The sequence below is a fragment of the Peptostreptococcus sp. MV1 genome (assembly GCF_000758885.1).
GTDB lineage: Bacteria > Bacillota > Clostridia > Peptostreptococcales > Peptostreptococcaceae > Peptostreptococcus.
Genome location: NZ_JRNB01000050.1, coordinates 13,905 through 32,097, shown reverse-complemented (window position 1 = coordinate 32,097; position 18,193 = coordinate 13,905). Strand labels below are relative to the sequence as shown.

The 18,193-nt window shown below is 38.3% G+C and carries 19 protein-coding genes; 17 read left to right on the top strand and 2 right to left on the bottom strand.

The window, feature by feature from the left end; all coding sequences use genetic code 11:
• Nucleotides 1–606 precede the first annotated feature (606 nt).
• The 5 genes from brnQ to HMPREF1639_RS03955 all read left to right on the top strand — a co-directional run bounded on the left by brnQ (nucleotide 607) and on the right by HMPREF1639_RS03955 (nucleotide 4,413).
• The gene (gene brnQ / locus HMPREF1639_RS03975) at nucleotides 607–1,890 is read left to right on the top strand and encodes a branched-chain amino acid transport system II carrier protein (protein WP_036763496.1); all 1,284 of its coding nucleotides are present in this window, start codon (nucleotides 607–609) and stop codon (nucleotides 1,888–1,890) included.
• 226 nt (nucleotides 1,891–2,116) lie between these two features.
• Nucleotides 2,117–2,527: a universal stress protein gene (locus tag HMPREF1639_RS03970; protein WP_036763494.1), complete on the top strand. Its 411-nt coding sequence runs from the start codon at nucleotides 2,117–2,119 to the stop codon at nucleotides 2,525–2,527.
• A gap of 438 nt (nucleotides 2,528–2,965) precedes the next feature.
• On the top strand, nucleotides 2,966–3,514 hold the full coding sequence (gene rbr / locus HMPREF1639_RS03965; protein ID WP_036763491.1) for a rubrerythrin: 549 nt from the start codon (nucleotides 2,966–2,968) through the stop codon (nucleotides 3,512–3,514).
• Nucleotides 3,515–3,564: 50 nt separating this feature from the next.
• Complete coding sequence (locus tag HMPREF1639_RS03960; RefSeq protein ID WP_036763489.1) at nucleotides 3,565–3,936, top strand: Fur family transcriptional regulator; 372 nt, start codon at nucleotides 3,565–3,567, stop codon at nucleotides 3,934–3,936.
• A gap of 90 nt (nucleotides 3,937–4,026) precedes the next feature.
• Nucleotides 4,027–4,413 (top strand): desulfoferrodoxin family protein, encoded by a 387-nt coding sequence (locus tag HMPREF1639_RS03955; protein WP_036763488.1) that lies wholly within the window; start codon nucleotides 4,027–4,029, stop codon nucleotides 4,411–4,413.
• Nucleotides 4,414–4,622: 209 nt separating this feature from the next.
• Here the strand turns inward: HMPREF1639_RS03955 and HMPREF1639_RS03950 are convergent, their stop codons facing one another.
• Nucleotides 4,623–6,359 (bottom strand): D-alanyl-D-alanine carboxypeptidase family protein, encoded by a 1,737-nt coding sequence (locus tag HMPREF1639_RS03950; protein WP_036763486.1) that lies wholly within the window; start codon nucleotides 6,357–6,359, stop codon nucleotides 4,623–4,625.
• A gap of 194 nt (nucleotides 6,360–6,553) precedes the next feature.
• Here HMPREF1639_RS03950 and HMPREF1639_RS03945 point away from each other — a divergent pair, with 194 nt between their 5' ends.
• The 12 genes from HMPREF1639_RS03945 (at nucleotide 6,554) to tpx (ending at nucleotide 17,297) form a co-directional block, all read left to right on the top strand.
• Nucleotides 6,554–7,327: a helix-hairpin-helix domain-containing protein gene (locus HMPREF1639_RS03945; protein ID WP_242847275.1), complete on the top strand. Its 774-nt coding sequence runs from the start codon at nucleotides 6,554–6,556 to the stop codon at nucleotides 7,325–7,327.
• Nucleotides 7,328–7,429: 102 nt separating this feature from the next.
• On the top strand, nucleotides 7,430–8,482 hold the full coding sequence (locus HMPREF1639_RS03940; protein ID WP_036763482.1) for a YeiH family protein: 1,053 nt from the start codon (nucleotides 7,430–7,432) through the stop codon (nucleotides 8,480–8,482).
• Nucleotides 8,483–8,506: 24 nt separating this feature from the next.
• Nucleotides 8,507–9,214, top strand: coding sequence for a 5'-methylthioadenosine/adenosylhomocysteine nucleosidase (locus tag HMPREF1639_RS03935; protein WP_036763481.1), 708 nt, complete (start codon nucleotides 8,507–8,509; stop codon nucleotides 9,212–9,214).
• Nucleotides 9,215–9,289: 75 nt separating this feature from the next.
• Complete coding sequence (gene trpS / locus HMPREF1639_RS03930; protein ID WP_036763479.1) at nucleotides 9,290–10,297, top strand: tryptophan--tRNA ligase; 1,008 nt, start codon at nucleotides 9,290–9,292, stop codon at nucleotides 10,295–10,297.
• Nucleotides 10,298–10,485: 188 nt separating this feature from the next.
• A complete protein-coding gene (locus tag HMPREF1639_RS03925; protein ID WP_052045411.1) occupies nucleotides 10,486–11,253 on the top strand; it encodes an alpha/beta hydrolase in 768 nt (255 codons plus the stop codon).
• Between the two features lie 28 nt (nucleotides 11,254–11,281).
• Nucleotides 11,282–11,758, top strand: coding sequence for a signal peptidase II (gene lspA, locus HMPREF1639_RS09230; protein ID WP_036763477.1), 477 nt, complete (start codon nucleotides 11,282–11,284; stop codon nucleotides 11,756–11,758).
• Complete coding sequence (locus HMPREF1639_RS03915) at nucleotides 11,759–12,691, top strand: RluA family pseudouridine synthase (RefSeq protein ID WP_036763476.1); 933 nt, start codon at nucleotides 11,759–11,761, stop codon at nucleotides 12,689–12,691.
• 4 nt (nucleotides 12,692–12,695) lie between these two features.
• Complete coding sequence (pyrR, locus tag HMPREF1639_RS03910; protein ID WP_036763473.1) at nucleotides 12,696–13,226, top strand: bifunctional pyr operon transcriptional regulator/uracil phosphoribosyltransferase PyrR; 531 nt, start codon at nucleotides 12,696–12,698, stop codon at nucleotides 13,224–13,226.
• Nucleotides 13,227–13,245: 19 nt separating this feature from the next.
• Nucleotides 13,246–15,009 (top strand): Rqc2 family fibronectin-binding protein, encoded by a 1,764-nt coding sequence (locus HMPREF1639_RS03905; RefSeq protein WP_036763510.1) that lies wholly within the window; start codon nucleotides 13,246–13,248, stop codon nucleotides 15,007–15,009.
• 13 nt (nucleotides 15,010–15,022) lie between these two features.
• Entirely contained in the window at nucleotides 15,023–15,847 is an 825-nt protein-coding gene (locus HMPREF1639_RS03900) for an alpha/beta hydrolase (RefSeq protein WP_036763471.1), read from the top strand.
• Between the two features lie 225 nt (nucleotides 15,848–16,072).
• On the top strand, nucleotides 16,073–16,561 hold the full coding sequence (locus HMPREF1639_RS03895) for an NUDIX hydrolase (protein WP_036763506.1): 489 nt from the start codon (nucleotides 16,073–16,075) through the stop codon (nucleotides 16,559–16,561).
• Between the two features lie 229 nt (nucleotides 16,562–16,790).
• Nucleotides 16,791–17,297, top strand: a complete 507-nt coding sequence (tpx, locus tag HMPREF1639_RS03890; RefSeq protein ID WP_036763469.1) for a thiol peroxidase — start codon at nucleotides 16,791–16,793, stop codon at nucleotides 17,295–17,297.
• A 236-nt stretch (nucleotides 17,298–17,533) separates the two neighbouring features.
• On the opposite strand, the gene HMPREF1639_RS03885 is transcribed toward tpx, so the two are convergent.
• Nucleotides 17,534–18,181, bottom strand: coding sequence for a response regulator (locus HMPREF1639_RS03885; protein WP_036763466.1), 648 nt, complete (start codon nucleotides 18,179–18,181; stop codon nucleotides 17,534–17,536).
• Nucleotides 18,182–18,193: the final 12 nt, after the last annotated feature.

Here is an 18,193-nt window from a genome sequence, read left to right as displayed (position 1 = left end):
TTAGCGTTGGGAGAGAATTTTTTCTCTCACCAACGCTAAATATTATACAACCAATATAATATATTGGGGTCTTTCTTTTTTTGAATTTAAATATATCTAAAGCCTATATTTACAATATTATCTAAGTTTATCTGAAATTAAAAAAATAAAATATTTCTCCGGGATTAGGCTGATAAAAATAAAAAATACTGTTAAAAAATAAATAAAAATAATATTTTTGTAATTTTTTGACAATTACTTAAAAAACCTTTATTATTAAGCTTTTGAAGTATCTGTCTTGAATTTAATCTATCAATTTTCTCGTAAAAAGGTTACCTTGCCTAGGTCAGTAAATATTATAAAATAAAATTCTATATATATTTATAAAAGTAAATAAAATAGAGGTAAAAGTAAATATAAATCAAATAATTTGCCTGAGTACAGGCATAAAGTTAAATAGCATTTATTTAACAAAGAAATTTTCCTTATATTATCATACCCTTGACAACTTAATAAAAATAAACGTATAATAGGTACATGAAAAAAAAGTAAAGTTTTACACTTTTTATCTATGGATTTACCGAATGAAAAAAAGTAGTGATGGAAAGTATCAGAAGGGAGTAACTTATGACTAAAAAAAGTAATTTCAAGGACATTATCACGTTTGGTTTTGCCCTATTTGCCATGTTCTTTGGAGCTGGTAACCTAATTTTCCCACCATATCTGGGAATCATAGCTGGACCTAGTTGGTTTGTAGCATTTAGTGGTTTTACAATTGCAGATGCTGGTTTGGCCTTATTAGCAATTATAGCCATTGCCCTATGCGAGGGTGATATTATGAGACTGTTTGAAAAGATAGGTAAGGGACCTGCAATCCTATTGAGTTTTGCAGATATCATGTGTGTTGGTCCCCTGCTAGTAATACCTAGGACAGGAGCGACTACATATGAAATGGGTATTACACCTATTATTGGAAAGGGAACACCAATCCTTATAGTTGTGGCAGTATTCTTTGTATTGACATTTTTACTTACAGTTAGACCATCAAAGGTTATCGATATTATAGGTCAGTTCTTGACACCATTTTTGATGATAGCCCTATTGGTAATAATAGCCAAGGGTGTGATGTCACCACTTGGTCAGTCAATCGACCAGCCTATGATAGCCAATGTATTCCAGAGGGGTATTACAGATGGTTACCAGACTATGGACTGTTTTGTTCCTTTGGCTGTAGGTGCCGTATTGGTACTGACTCTAAGGGATAAGGGATACACTGATCCTAAGGACCAGGTATCTATACTAGTTAAGGCTGGTATAGTGGCTTGTATAGGTCTATGTGTGATATACGGAGGTTTGACATACCTAGGTTCTACTGTATCGACAAAGTACGGTATGGATGCCCAGCAGTCACAGGTTATAGTAAATATTACTCAGATGCTTTTGGGTAATACTGGTAAGACTGTATTGGCAGTGGCCGTATCTCTAGCTTGTCTGACTACATCAATAGGATTGACATCTGCAAGTGCGGAATATCTGTCTAACCTTACTAAGAACAAGGTTAGCTATGCAGTATTTGTTGCTATAGTATGTGTATTCTCAGCAGGTGCAGCGACTATAGGTGTATCAGGTCTTGTAAAGATAGCCAACCCAATCCTTGCTATTGTATATCCACCTTCAATAGTTCTAATAGTATTGACTATTGCTAGGAGCAAGGTTAAGAATGACAATGTATACAGGTTTGCAGCTTATGTAACACTTGCTATCAGTGTCTTAACTCTTCTATCAACTAAGGTTTCTGCCCTAGGATTTGTAACTAAGCTACCACTTGGTAACCTAGGTTTCAACTGGGTGATACCAGCTATTGTAGCAGGTGTGATAGGTTCTTTTGTAGGAAAGAAGAATATAGCCTAATAAAAAATCTATAAAAATGCAAGAAAACTTGCTTAGATTGGATATGGTTGGGTAATTTATTAATGCACATAAATAACTCAAGATAAACTAATAAAGTAAAAAGGTAGCCACTTGAACTCGGCTACCTTTTTATTTGACCTTTTTTATAATTGGTTGTATAATAAGAGTAAGCAATAAGATAACCAGATGGTTATGATGGCGTAATTAGCTGAAAGGGGTGTTTTTTATGACAACTAAGAAAATATTGGTTCCTATTGACGGTACAGAGAGAAGTATGCACTCTTTGAATTTTATTAAGGAAAATTATTCTCCTGAGCATGTTGAATTGCATATTATAAATGTGAAGGAATTGGTTTTTATTGATGGCATTTCTATGAGTGACGAGATTAAGACATCTGAAAAGAATGGTAGAGACTTGCTTGATAAGGCTAGGGCTATGGTGAGTGAATTTAAGACTGAGGCATCTTTTACTTTTGGCTATGCCGGTGATGAAATCGTAAGAACAGCTGAAGATATAGGCGCAGATATTGTTGTTATGACTAAGTCAACAAAGAAGGGTCTGACTAGAATTATAGGTTCTTGTACAGCCTATGTATTGAAGCATGCCAAGTGTACTCTAGTGATAATACCAGAGTAGCTAGGGCAAATGAAGATGGTTTATAAACTTAAAAACAGAGTAAAACTTTAATAAAAATATTTTCCCTAAGGAAGGTCGTATGCTAGCTCGTGATGAAAGCTGGTGTAGGGCCTTCTTTCTTATTATAGGGCTTAGTTCATTTTTTAGTAATTTATCCTTGTTTGACCAGCTACAATTTTTTATTTGATTTTTGTTTGAAAAATGTTGCCTTGGGTAAATTAAAAATAGATGAACTTACTAGTTGGAGATTTTAATTGAGAATAATTTTGTCACTTCAAGTGATGAATTCTTTGAAATTAAAGAAAAGTAGTTGAGAAAAGACTTGACTTTGGTTTCAATTGAGAGTATAATTAAGATAAATAACTATTATGTTTATTTAGGAAAAATCAATGACGTTTATAAAAAATGTTAAATGAATTATATAGGAGGTATTCTAAAATGACATTAGAATTAAAGGGTACAAAGACAGAAAAGAACTTACAGGATGGATTTGCAGGAGAATCTCAGGCAAGGAATAAATATACTTACTATGCTTCTCAGGCAAGAAAAGAAGGATATAATCAGATAGCTGACCTATTTTTAGAAACAGCTAACAACGAAAAGGAACATGCTAAGCTATGGTTCAAGGCTCTTCATGGTGGAGAAATCCCAACAACTGAAGAAAACCTACTAGATGCAGCTGAAGGTGAAAACTACGAATGGACTGATATGTATGTGAAGTTTGCTGAAGATGCTAAGGAAGAAGGTTTTAAGGAAATAGCTAGACTATTTGAAGGCGTTGGTGCTATAGAAAAGATTCATGAAGAAAGATATAGAACTCTACTTCAGAACCTAAAGGATGGTAAGGTATTTGAAAAGGAAGAAGTAGTTCTTTGGGAATGTGCTAACTGTGGTCATATACATATAGCTAAGAAGGCTCCTAAGCTATGTCCAGTATGTAAGCATTCACAGGCATTCTTTATGGTAAGAAATGAAGGTTGGAGATAGTCGATGACTATTTGTTAAATTTGGTATTGAGTGATTCGAGAGGTGTATAAATGAAGTATTCTAGACAAAGAGAGTTGATACTAAACGAAGTAATTGATAGTAAGGGTCATCCAACTGCAGATGAAGTATATGATGATTTGAAAAAGACCAATCCAAGTTTGAGTCTGGGTACTGTTTATAGGAACTTGACTCAATTGGGTAAGAACGGGATGCTGAAGAAGGTTAATATACCTGGTGACCCAGTTCGTTTCGAGGCAAATTTGACAGACCATAACCACTTTATCTGTGAGAATTGTAAGAAGATTATAGATATCAATAAGGACACGGTTAAGTTTTCAGAAAAGCTACTGGCTGGCCAGGGCTTTAAAGTGAAGTCTAGCCATGTAATCTTAACTGGTATTTGCAAGGAATGCCAGAAGTAAGAGGTAAACAATTTATAGTATATATATAGTAAAGTAATGGTATTTCCTACATTTTGATAGATGTGGGCAGGAAAAAAGGAGGTAACGAATATGGCAAGAGAATTAACATTCTTTAAGAGTAAGAAGTGTGGTAATATAGTAGAAATGCTAGTAAATGGTGGCGGAACACTAGTTTGCTGTGGAGAAGAAATGAAGGAATTAAAGGCTAACTCTACAGATGCTGCTGGTGAAAAGCACGTTCCAGTAATTGAAGTAGCTGGCAATAAGGTAAGTGTGAAGGTTGGTAGCGTTGCTCATCCAATGACTGAAGAGCATCATATAGCTTTCGTTGTACTACTAACTGAAAAGACTGTACAGAGAGTAGACCTTGATCATGTTGGTCAGCCAGTTGCAGACTTCGTAATAGCTGATGACGATAAGGTTGTAGCTGCTTACGAATACTGTAATCTTCACGGATTATGGGTTGCTAGAGTATAGTAACTAGTACAGGTATATATGCAGCTGGTTTTTAGTTGTATTTTAACCTATTGCATGATATATAATTGATTTTTAAAAAGAGGGACCTCGTAGATTACTACGAGGTCCCTCTTTTTAAGCACCTAGAAGAAATGTCTTGGGCCTGCCCAAGATTTAGAATAAAGGTCTCTTTAAATGAACAAAGACCCAAGTAACTTGGGCCTTTTGTTTTATTTTTCTTCTATTTTATTTTCATTATCGTCCTTTTTATCTTCATCCTTGTATTTTCTTCCTAGTATTATGTCTTTGATTAGGCTGATTATTAGCCATAGGATTATGATTAGTATCAAAATTGGAAGACCAAATATGATTATTGGAGCAGGAACAGCCCCAATTTTATTGTTTATTTCCTTTTCTAAGTACTTGTAGAAGTCCGAACTCATTATCTTGCCTATGCTAAGATTAGATGGCTTGAATGACTTTATTGAAGAAATAAATCCGCTGACAGTTTTCTTGGCATTTGATAGATGAGTTCCAACGTTTCCAAAGAAGTCACCTATGCTGCTGAATATGCCCAAGACACCATTTACAGTAGATGATCCTTCTTTCTTTATTTTGCCTACTATATTCTTGCCAGATTTACTGTTTTCAGATTTTGAATCCTGACCTTGAGACTTTTTATCTTCAGATTTTTTGTCATCTTTTTCTTCTTCTGCCTTCTTGTATTCAGATTTTTTCTTGTCAGTATTTACTTCTTTTTTATCTGACTTGTCTGCACTCTTTATACCTAGTTTTGACAATACTAGTTGTAGGTAGGTCTGTGATCCGTTTTCTGCTACTAGTCCTATGCTTGATACCATATCTCCGTTTTTGAAAATATTCATGGTACCTATGATATCGCCTTTTTTGACAGGCATTTTTAGCTTGTCAAAGTTGTACTTGTAGGTATAGCCTTCTGTGCTAGATGGGTCTCCCTTCATAGAAGTGATACTGTAGTCATTTGCCAGCCTGTATTTTATCTTGCCTGGACTAGCTAGTTTGACTGATTTTTCGCCCTTAATCTTGTCTGCCTTGTAGATAGTGACGCTCTTGTAGTTGTCTAGGCCGTAGTCTAGTAGGTATCTAGAATCATGGTAGAGACTGCCAGCTGGAGCGAAAAAGACATTTGCTATTATCCTGATATCACCCTTCTTGGCTGTTGATACTAGGCAGTTGCCGGCATCATCTGTGAATCCTGTCTTGATACCATCTACAATATCGTACTTGATAGGTATAGTCTTGCCCTTGTAGTCTATAGAATCTCCAGAAGTTAGGAATTTGTTGCTATTTACTAGGTTTCTCTCAACCTTGATTCTATCGCTAGCTTTGAAGCTGACACTTTTCATCTTCACTATTTTGCTTAGGGTAGGATTACCATAGGCTGTTCTGGATAGGATGGCCATATCCATGGCAGTAGTGTAGTGGTCAGTATCAGGTAGACCATGAGGATTGTTGAAGTGGGTATTTTTAGCCCCGTACTTCTTGGCTTCTTCGTTCATATAGTTGATAAAGTTCTTTGGGTCGCCATCACCAAAGTGTTTGGCTAGAACATAGGCGACATCATTTGATGAGTGGACCAGTAGGGATTCTAGGAGTTCTCTAACAGTAAATTTTTCCCCATTTTCAAGGTACATACTAGATCCTTCTATCTCAGGCATGTCCTTTATCTCTACTAACTGGTCTAAGTCTTTACATTTTTCTAAAACACAAAATGATGTCCATATTTTTGTTGTCGATGCAGGGTACATCTTATGTGTTGCATTTTTCTTGTATAGGACCTGACCTGAATTGTAGTCCATCAAGACTACATACTTTGATTTCAAAGCATCTAACTCACTATTTTGGTCTGCGTAGGCACTTAGACTGCTAGGTGCTAGTAGGCCGATTGAAAGGGTCAATGCCGATAAAATTGATGTATATTTTTTCATATATTGTTTAGATGTATTGAAATTACATCTCCTCCTCCCCCGGTTATTAATTTATATTCTCCAAATTAGTATATCATAAAATACCCTATATAAGAAGAACTTAGATGAATTTTAAACTAAAAGAAATTGTGAATTTTGTAAAATTGTCTATAAGATATAGAGAGTGAGAGTCGGGATCTTGATGGAGGTTGATTATGGATAGGTTGCTTGCTAAATTGAAGGGATTGGATAGGAAAAAATTGATAATAACAGGCTTGGTGGTCTTGTTTTTGGCATACAAGTTGATTTTTGTAGGTGGACTGGGTCTTTTTGAGGCTAGGAATCTTGTTGGTGATGGCTCAAGAGATCAAAGGAGCAATATAAATACAGGCGGAAATGATAGGTTTTTGGCAAATAATCGTGGTCAAGAAGGTGAAAGGTCTAGTGGTACAGATAATGGTGGCAATGTGGTCAGCCTAGATGATGACAAGCCAAAGCCCAAAAATTCTAAAATCGTAGTCTATATATCAGGGGCAGTGGCCAGTCCAGGAGTTATAACTATTGGTGGTGACAAGAGGTTAGATGATGCCATCAAGATGGTGGGTGGTCTTGCCAAGGATGCTGATATAAATAGGATTAATCTGGCCATGAATCTGGAGGATTCCCAGCACTATATAATACCCTACAAGGGACAGGATGACCAGGGCCTTGAGGCAGGTCAATCTGGACAGGCTAGAGGACAGGTGTCAGGTACTGGAGGTCAGGTTGGTGGACCAGGCCAGGGTTCTAGTGATGGCAAGATTAATATAAATACGGCGGATGAAAAGAGTATGGAGTCCATACCGGGAGTAGGTCCTGCAACGGCTAAGAAGATAGTAGATTATAGGACCAAGCAGGGTAAATTTGCTAGTATTGAGGATATAAAAAACGTATCTGGCATAGGTGATAAAAAATTTGAATCTATGAAAGATTTTATTTCCGTGAAATAGATTTTTGAGTCCCTCTGTGTTATAATTAGGTTTGTGAAAATAAGAAAATGAGGTTTGGTATTCATATGGCTGAATCTCATTTGGTAAATAGGGGGTAATGAGTTGAATAAGAAAAACTTTAAAGGAATTTTATTTTGTTTTATTATGGCTATCCCTGCCTGGTTTTTGGGCAAGATGATGCCAATTATTGGTGGTCCGGTATTTTCTATACTGATAGGTATCTTGGTCGGTATGGTAATAAAGGATGGCAAGCAGCCCTTCCAGTCGGGTATTAATTTTGTATCAAAGAAGGTACTCCAGTATGCTGTTATCTTGTTGGGATTTGGCTTGAACCTACAGATGATAATAAAGGTGGGCAAGACTTCCTTGCCTATTATTGTTTGTACAATTGCTACGTCTTTAATAATATCATATATTATGTGTAAGGCCCTGAATATACCAAGGAAGATTTCTGTCTTGGTGGGTGTTGGCTCATCTATATGTGGTGGCTCAGCTATAGCGGCTACTGCCCCTGTAGTAGATGCTGACAGTGATGAGATAGCCCAGGCTATTTCTGTAATATTCTTCTTTAATATAATAGCTGCCTTGATATTCCCAATGTTGGGTGATTTATTAGGCCTATCTAATAGTGGATTTGCCATATTTGCAGGTACAGCTATAAATGATACTTCATCAGTTACTGCAGCTGCTTCATCATGGGATAGTATCCACAAGACAGGTTCTGCTGTATTGGATTCAGCTACAATAGTTAAGTTGACTAGGACATTGGCGATTATACCGATAACATTCTGTCTATCACTTTATGAGACTAAGAAATCCAGTGGCCAGGATGACAAGAAGATAAATTTTTTAGCTATGTTGCCAAAGTTTATCCTATACTTTATACTTTGCTCTATCATTACAACTCTACTAGAAGTAGCTATAGGTAGGGGTATAATTTCTGGTGCTAGTGCCAGTATAGTGACAGGATTTTTTGCCTTGATGAAGAAGGTCAGCAAGTTCTTTATAGTTATGGCCATGGGGGCTATAGGTTTGAATACTAATATAGTTAGGTTGATAAAGACTGGTGGCAAGCCCTTGTTATTAGGAGCCACTTGTTGGATTGGAATAATTTTGGTTAGTTTGGCTATACAGGTAGTTACAGGCTTGATGTAGAGTATTTTATAAATTGGAGGAATAATGAAGGCTATAAGGATTGGTATAATTGGTGCCATGAATGAAGAGGTAGTGGAATTGGCTGCCATGATAGAGGATAGAAAGACTAGGAAGGTTGCTGGAATGACCTTCAATGAAGGTAAGATAAGAGGTGTGGATGTAGTAGTGGTTGAGTGTGGTATAGCCAAGGTCAATGCTGCAATGTGTACACAGATTTTGATTAGTGAGTTCGGTGTTGGTGCCCTTATCAATACCGGTGTGGCAGGTGCCCTAAATGAGGACCTAAACATAAATGATGTAGTAATCTCTACAGAGGCAATCCAGTACGATGTGGATGCTTCTAGTCTGGGTGATCCAAAGGGAACAATACCTAGGATGGACACATCTGTATTTGTGGCAGATGACAGGCTAGTAGACATGGCCTACCAGTTCTTCTTGGAAGAGGAAAGCTCATTCAAGGCATATAAGGGTAGGGTCGTGACAGGTGATAAGTTTGTAGCTGATCTTGAAGAAAAGACTTATCTGAGACAGGAATTTGACGGCTACTGCTGTGAAATGGAGGGTGGTGCCATAGCCCATGTGGCCCACTGTAATGCTATACCATTTGTTATAATTAGGGCAATTTCTGACAAGGCAGACAAGTCAGCTGAGTTGGCCTATGATGAATTTGTCAAGGTTGCTGCTGGGACTTCGAAGGATATGGTCCTAAATATCTTGGCCAAGATAGGTTAATACAATTGACCGAATTTTCTACAAATGATATAATTTAAGAGATATATAGCTTGTCGTATAAAGGAGATTAGAATTATGGGAGAAAATGAAAAGAAGGTTATTTTTAGTGGAGTTCAGCCATCTGGTAAGATGACATTGGGTAATTACCTAGGAGCATTGAAGAGCTGGACTAAGCTACAGAAGGAATATGAGTGTTTCTTTAGTATGGTAAATATGCACGCAATAACTGTACCACAGGACCCAGAGGTCTTGAGGAGACAGACAATTGAGCTATTGGCCCAGTTCATAGCTTGTGGTATTGATCCTGATTTGAATACTATATTTATCCAGTCACATGTTCACGAACACGCTGAACTAAATTGGGCCCTATGCACTATGACTTATATTGGTGAATTGAACAGGATGACTCAGTACAAGGACAAGTCTAGAAAGAGCGAGCAGAACCTGAATGCAGGTCTATTCACATATCCTGTCTTGATGGCGGCAGATATCCTATTATATCAGGCTGATTTGGTGCCAGTAGGTGATGACCAGAAGCAGCATATGGAATTGGCAAGAGACCTAGCAACTAGGTTTAATAATAGATTTGGGGAGACATTTATAGTTCCTGAAGGCTATTATCCTAAGGAGACTGCAAGGGTAATGAGTCTACAGGAGCCAGAAAAGAAGATGAGTAAGTCTGACTCAAATCCAAATGGATTTATCCTATTGGCAGAGGATGCAGATACTACAGCCAAGAAGATAAAAAAGGCGGTGACAGACTCAGTTGGTATAGTTAAGTATACTGATGACCAGCCAGGCCTAAAGAACCTAATCAACATCTATTCAGCTATGACTGATAGGAGTGTTGAGGAAATAGTAGCCATGTATGAGGGCAAGGGATATGGAGCCTTCAAGGGTGAAATGGCAGAGGCTGTGGTTGAACAGTTGAGACCGATCAGAGAAAAGTATAACTACCTATTGGAAAATAGGGACTACCTAGAAGGTATCTACACTAGAGGGGCTCAAAAGGCTAGTATCAGGGCCGGCAAGACTCTAAGAGATGTGTATGACAAGATAGGATTTATACCTAAGAATTTTTAGTTGACTATATTATGGGTGCTTAGAAATAGGCATCCATTTTTTTTATGAGAACTTATAGCAAAAAGCAATAAAATAAAAAAGGTTTTTTATGTTATAATTAGTAATGTGAGCGTAAAGGACTAATGAAGATAAAAATAGAGCAGGACTAGTAGTGTAAGCAACTAGTAAAGATAAAATGGAGTAAGAATATGATTAAAAATTTTGAGATAAAAAAGGGTGACATATTGATAAAGGGAGAAGTATACTTACCTCCTGACTATGATGGCCAATCCAAGCTACCGACCATCATTATGAGTCATGAGTTTGGCTTGACCCTAAATTCTACAGCCAGGTATGCTAGACGTATCAGTCCATCTGGCTTTGCAGTATGTATATTTGACTTTCCAGGATCAGGCTTTGGCAAGAGTCAGGGTAGGGATTCGGTCGATATGAGTGTATTTACCCTAAAGGATGACCTGGCAAGTGTATTTGAATATGTGAAAGGCCTGGACTATATTGATAGAGACAGGATAATATTAGGTGGCCTATCCCAGGGTGGCCTAGTTACAGCCCTATTCGCTGCAGACCACGCAGATGAGATATACAAGATGTTCTTGTACTATCCAGCTCTTTGCATACCTGATGATGTCAGGGCTGGTAATATAATGGGTGTCAAGATAGACCCAGACAATCCAGAGGAAAAATTCAGGGTGACTGGTAGTGTCAACTTGGGTAGGAAGTTTGTCGAAGATGCCAAAAAACTGGATCCTTGGAAGGAGATGGAGGGCTTTGACAAGCCAGTCCTAATATGCCATGGGACAAAGGACGAGTTGGTAGATATTAGCTATGCCAAAAAGGCTGCAGGCCTATACAAGGATTGTAGACTAGTAGAGGTCAAGGGTGGTAAGCATATCTTCTTTATGCCTTGGCATATCAATGACGTGGTCTTTGAGACGGTTAATTTTTTAAAGGAATAGTAGCCATATAAGTTTGTGAGGATGGATTATGTATGAAATTTTAATATTGGTCTTGATAGGGATAGACCAGACGACTAAATATTTGGTCAAGACTAGACTGGCCACTGGTGAGAGTATAAGTGTCATAGGTGGGATTTTTAACCTTACCTATGTGGAAAATAGGGGGGCGGCCTTTGGTATGCTCCAAAATATGAAGGGATTTTTTGTTGCAGTGGCCATAGTGGTGGCTATTGCAGGAATAGTATATATACATAGGTCTAGGGCCAAGGCCCAGACTAGTAGGAAGGCTTCTAGCCTGGCCAAGATAAATAGGCTGTCAGTAGCGTCTATTATAGCAGGGGCTATAGGTAACCTGATAGACAGGGTTTGGCTGGGATATGTAGTGGACTTTTTTGACTTTAGGTTTATATGGTCCTATGTATTTAATTTTGCAGATATACTTGTTGTCTTGGGGACTATAGTATTGTGTATTAGTGTATTTTTAGCAGGAGAGGATGTGGACTAGATGGACCAGACTTATGAGCAGGTAGATGCCTACCAGGTGGGTCAAGATGATGTTGGCAAGAGGTTGGATGTATTTGTATCAGACCAGTACCAGGATATATCTAGGTCCTATGTCCAAAAGTTGATAAAGGAAGGCCTAATCCTAGTCGATGAGGTGGTCAAAAAGGCCAGCTACAAGCTAGAAGAGGGTGACAGGATAGAGATAGCCATGCCGGAACCTGAAGTACTGGAGGTTGTAGCCCAGGATATTCCGCTCGATATAGTCTATGAGGATGATGACTTCTTGATAGTCAACAAGCCACAGGGAATGGTAGTCCATCCGGCACCGGGCAATCCAGATGGAACCCTGGTAAATGCTATAATGTACCACTGTAAGGACAAGCTGTCCTCTATAAATGGTGTAATCAGGCCAGGTATTGTACATAGGATAGACAAGAATACATCAGGTCTCCTAGTAGTGGCCAAGAATAATGCAAGTCACCAAGGGTTAGCAGACCAGTTCAAGCTTCATTCTATTACTAGAGAATACGAAATGATTTGCCTAGGTAGTGTTGACTGGGACCAGATGACAGTGGACAAAAATATTGGAAGGAATCCCAAGGACAGGCTCAAAATGGCAGTTTTGGAAAATGGTGGTAGGAGGGCTGTGACTCATTTTACAGTGATAGATCACCTGGAGGGCTATACCTATATGAAGGCTAATTTAGAAACTGGTAGGACCCACCAGATTAGGGTCCACAGTAACTATTTGAGGCACCCAATTTTGGGAGACAAGCTCTATGGCTATCAGGTCAAGAAGTTTTCCAAGTTAGAAGGCCAGACCCTACACGCTAGGAAACTGGGATTTATACATCCTAGGACAGGGGACTATATGGAATTTGTAAGCGAATTGCCTGATTATTTTAAGAAGATATTGGATACGATAAGGAGATAGGTGGATGACTACGGAAAAAGCTAAGATAATGGATGAAAAGGCCATACAGAGGGCCGTTACCAGGATCAGTCACGAAATAATAGAAAAAAATAAGGGTGTAGAGGATATATGTATAGTCGGCATCAAGTCAAAGGGGATACCACTGGCCAAGATGATAGCAGACAAGATAGGTCAGATAGAGAATGTTGACCTAGCATGTGGATTTATAGATATCACTGCCTATAGGGATGATGTGAATAGGGATAGGAGTGATATTAGAGATGAGGAATTTGATCTGGATGTCCACGACAAGACAGTTGTCCTAGTGGATGATGTCCTGTTTACAGGTAGGACTATTAGGGCAGCCCTAGACTACATTATAGACAATGGAAGGCCCAAGCTAATCCAGTTGGCAGTCCTAATAGATAGGGGTCATAGGGAGCTGCCTATCAGGGCCGACTATGTGGGCAAGAATGTTCCTACATCTAGGCTGGAAAAGGTCCAGGTGAATTTCGAGGAATTTGACCAGGAAAATTCAGTTATAATCTGTGAATAGAAAGTTTGAGGAAATAGATATGTCATTTGACGGAATAGTAGTAAAGTCATTGGTCGGTGAGCTAAGAGAAAAGCTAATCGATTCAAAGATAGACAAGGTATACCAGCCCGAAAAGGATGAGGTCTGCCTAAAAATAAGGTCCAAGGAGGGTGCCTGCAAGCTCTTGTTGAGTGCAAGTGCATCACATCCAAGGGTATATATAGCTAATAAGTACGAAAAGACAAATCCTAAAAAGGCACCTGTATTTTGCATGACTTTGAGAAAATATATCCAGGGTGGTGTCATAGTGGGTATAGACCAGGTCGGATTTGAGAGGATAATTAAAATTTCTGTAGAATCATATGATGAGTTGAGGGAAAAGACTTGTAAGGACCTATATATAGAAATCATGGGCAAGCACAGTAATATAATTTTAGTGTCTGACTTAGAGGGCAAGGTTATAGACTCTATAAAGAGAGTCCCCTTAAGTGTCAGTAGGGCCAGACAGGTATTGCCAGGAGTCAGCTATGAGTTGCCACCTAGCCAGGACAAGCTAAACCCACTTGATATAATAGATGTGGACAAGTTTACCTTGAGGATAAATAGGTCTAAGGGGCCTGTGTTCAAGGCTATATACGGCAATATATTGGGCCTATCTCCACTGGTAGCCAGGGAGGTTTGTGTCAGGGTTGGGCTAGAAGCGAACACTGAAGTAGAAGACCTATCCAATGAAGATATAAGGTCACTTGTGGACTGTATAAACACCATATTTGACGACCTAGACAAAAACAAGGTCTATCCTAGTATAATTATAGACAAGAAGAGGGACAAGATAGTTGAATTTAGCAGTATCAGGCTGAGTCAATATAAAGACCTGACAGAGATTTACGACGACAGTATATCAACAATAATAGAGGACTACTACCTAGCCAAGGACAAGAAGGATAGGATAAATCAAAGAGCCTCTTCTATGAAGAAGAACCTTTCTCTAAAGCTGGATAGGGTCAAGCATAAGATAGACAAGCAGATGATCGAACTCAATGAATCTGAGAATGCTGACAAGTACAGGATAAAGGGTGAGCTGATAACTTCCTATATATACATGATAAAAGAAGGTATGGACAAGGTGGTCTTGGAAAATTTCTATGATAACAACAAGGAGATAGAAATTGACCTGAGGGTCAACCTATCGCCATCAGAAAATGCCCAAAAATACTTTAAAAAATACAACAAGCTAAAGAATGCAGGTGAGGAAATCTCCAAGCAGATGGTCATAAATATACAAGAGAAGGAATACTTGGAAAATACACTTTTAAGTATAGAAAATTGTGACGATGCCAGAGAGCTCAAGGAAATCAGGGAAGAATTGATCAGAGAAGGCTATATCAAGTCCTACAAGATGCCTAAGAAGGACAACAAGCCAGGTACAGATATGAGGAAATTTAGGTCATATCATGGCAAACTGATAATAGTCGGTAAAAATAACAAGCAAAATGACTATCTGACATTGAGGCTGGCAGATAATGAAGATTTGTGGTTCCATACGAAGGATATACCAGGGTCTCATGTCCTAATCAAGTCTGCTGGTATGACTGTGACTGATGAGGAATTGATAGAAGCAGCAACCCTGGCTGCCTACTACAGCAAGGCTAGGATGTCTTCCAATGTGCCAGTGGATTATACTATGAGGAAAAATGTAAAGAAGCCATCAGGTGCCAAGCCTGGTATGGTAATATACGAAAAAAACAAGACCATATATGTGACACCGAGTGATGAAGCCAAGGCCAAGATAAAGCAGGCCTAGAGGGGGTGAGCCTATGTATTTTAAAAATAGTCAGGGATATAATATATATTACGAAGATAGTGGAAACAAGGAAGATCAGGCGCTTATATTTTTGCATGCCTGGGGTTCAAGTATGGCAGACTTTGCCTATACACTAGACCACTTGGATGGCTATAGAAGGATAGCCTACGACCATAGGGGCTTTGGTAGGTCTGATAAGCCAAATAGGGATATGTCACTTAGGCATTTGGCAACTGACCTAAAAGAAATGATTGACTACCTGGACCTTGATAATGTGGTAGTGGTCGGTTACTCGATGGGGGCCTGTGTCTTGTACAAGTATATAGAGATGTTTGGCGAGTACAAGATTAAGAGTTTGGTCATATGTGATATGACACCCAAGGTGATGAATGATGAAGAATGGAAGCTAGGGATAATGGGAGGTCGATTCGGCCACAAAGAATTTTTGGTCAGTATGGCCAGGCAGTTTGATGATATGTCCGATGCCTATCTGGAGCTATATATGGATATTAATCCAGAATTGAGGGGCAAGGATAATAGGGCCCTTAAGAGGGTAATTGATATGGATCTAGCAGGAAATTCCTATTATTCGATTACGGCAATGTGGTTTTCCATAGCCTATGAAGATTTTAGAAAAGTTGTGAAGAAGATTAAGGTCAAGACAGGTCTATTTTTTGCGACTCCAGGATCCATGATTAATCCTGAGGTTGTAGGGTATCTGGAGGAAAATATTGAGGATAGCTACGTTTGTATGTTTGAGAAGTCGACACATGGATTTGTGGGCAATAAACCTAGGTACTTTACAAGAGAATTGGAAAAATTTTTGGAGTGTATTTAGGAATATTTATAAGCTCTTACTGGTAACTCGGATTTTTCTTGTTATGGATATTTTTATAGAATATTGTGTTTAGTGCAGTCAAGCTCGTTGAGGAGGCCTTGTCGCTTATAGAATAGAATGGATGGAAGGCTAGGACTTCTTGTTCTTATGCTAGGTATTGGAGAGACCAGCATCCTGAAAGGTCAAGCATATTTGTATAGAAATAATAGGATTTTGAGGTGTAAAATGAAGAGAATGACTTTGTGTTATTTGCAGAGGGATGGAAAGTATCTTATGCTGCACAGAACAAAAAAGAAGAATGATATAAATGAAGGTAAGTGGATTGGTGTTGGTGGCAAGTTGGAGCCTGGTGAGACTCCTTATGAGTGCGTCCTTAGGGAAATAAAGGAAGAGACTGGATACACTCCGGCAAATTGTGATTATAGGGGGATAGTAGTCTTTACTTATAATGATAATCCGCCAGAGGAGATGTATCTATATACTTGTACTGATTTTGAAGGGCAGGAGATTGTCTGTGATGAGGGTGATTTGGCCTGGATTGATGAGGACAAGCTGTTTGACTTGAACTTGTGGGAGGGGGATAAGATTTTTATAGACCTGGTGAGAAATGGTGATAGGAATTTTTATCTAACTCTAAACTATGAGGATGATAGGTTGATAGGACATGACTTGGTTTTCGATGAGGAATTAATTAGAACAAAAGCGTCTATTTAATTTCGAACTTATCTCCAAAAGTTGGTCATAAAGATCTAATGACTAGAGCCTTGCCTTTTCCTCGATGGAAGAGAATTTTGTTTTTTGCTTGAGTCCTGGTCTATGATAAAAAATATTTTTTTTATATTTCCTTGAATAAAGCCAGTCTTGCTGGGTATCATAAAAACATAAGAGTAGGCGACAAGTAATACATTATAAACGTTGAATATAATTTATGGAGGAATATAAAATGGATAAGAGATCAGTAACAACTTTCGCAGGTAACCCAATAACTTTGTTAGGTAAGGAAGTAAAGGTAGGAGATAAGGCACCAGATTTCGTATGTTTGAATGGTGATTTGAGCCCATTTACATTAAAGGATGTAGCTGGAAAGGTTAAGTTAATAAGTGTTGTTCCATCTGTTGATACAGGTGTATGTGAACTTCAGACTATTAGATTTAATCAGGAAGCTGGAAACTTAGATAATGCTGCAGTTATAACTATCAGTTGTGACCTTCCTTTCGCACAAGCTAGATTCTGTGGAGCTAAGGGTATCGAAAATGCAGTAGTTGTATCAGACTACAAGGATACTTCTTTCGGTTTGAACTATGGATTCTTGATGGAAGAATTCAGACTTCTTAACAGGGGTATTGTAGTAATAGATAAGGATGATATTGTTAGATATGTTGAATATGTAACTGAAAACACAGAACATCCAAACTATGACAAGGCTTTAGAGGTAGCTAAGTCTTTATAATTAGCTTTGCTAATAGAAAATGTCAATTTAAATATAAGTTTGCCGACTTAAATATTTTAATATAATAAAATGAACAAAATGATGTTCACCTGTCAGATGGTGGATATTACAGAAAACAGAGAGGGTGGTTCCTCTCTGTTTTTGTGTTCTGGCATATATGAAATTCACTTACTTGTATATGTCTTGTAAATCTATTGCTTGTAGACTCATAGATAAACCTGCAAGCTAGTGTAATCTTAGTTTTTTAGGTAATAGATTGCCAATTGTGTCCTGTCTCTTAGGTCCAGCTTGACCAAGATTGATGATATGTAGTTTCTGATGGTACCTTCACTGAGGTAGAGTCTGTTTGCTATTTCCTTGTTGCTGAGGCCGTCAGCAATAAGTTCGAGTATGTCGATTTCTCTTTCGCTTAGAAGCTTTATGAGGCTATATTTTTTATCCCTATCAGGTGAATCTTTGGCTTTATCATTAGCTTGATTGTCGAGGATACTGATAGAGTCAAAGACCTTGTTACCAAAGACACTTTGACCTGCATTTGCAGCCCTGATGGCGGGGCATATATTTTCAAAGTCATCTTTTAGGATATAGCCGGAGCTACCATACTTAATGGAGTCCCTGATATATTCCTGGTCTAGGAAGGTAGTTAGGAATATTATTTTTGCATCAGGGTGGCTTATCTTTATGTCTTTTAAGGCATCTATGCCAGTTTTTTCACCTATTCTAATGTCAAAGAGGCATATGTCGGGTTTAAGTTCCTCATACTTGCTGATAGCGTCGTCATAGTTGTGGCCTATGTCGATTACTTCCATATCACTTTCTGATTCTATTATGGTTTTTAGGGCAAAACATATCATCTTATCGTCGTCTATTACTAATATTTTCATTTAATCTTCCTC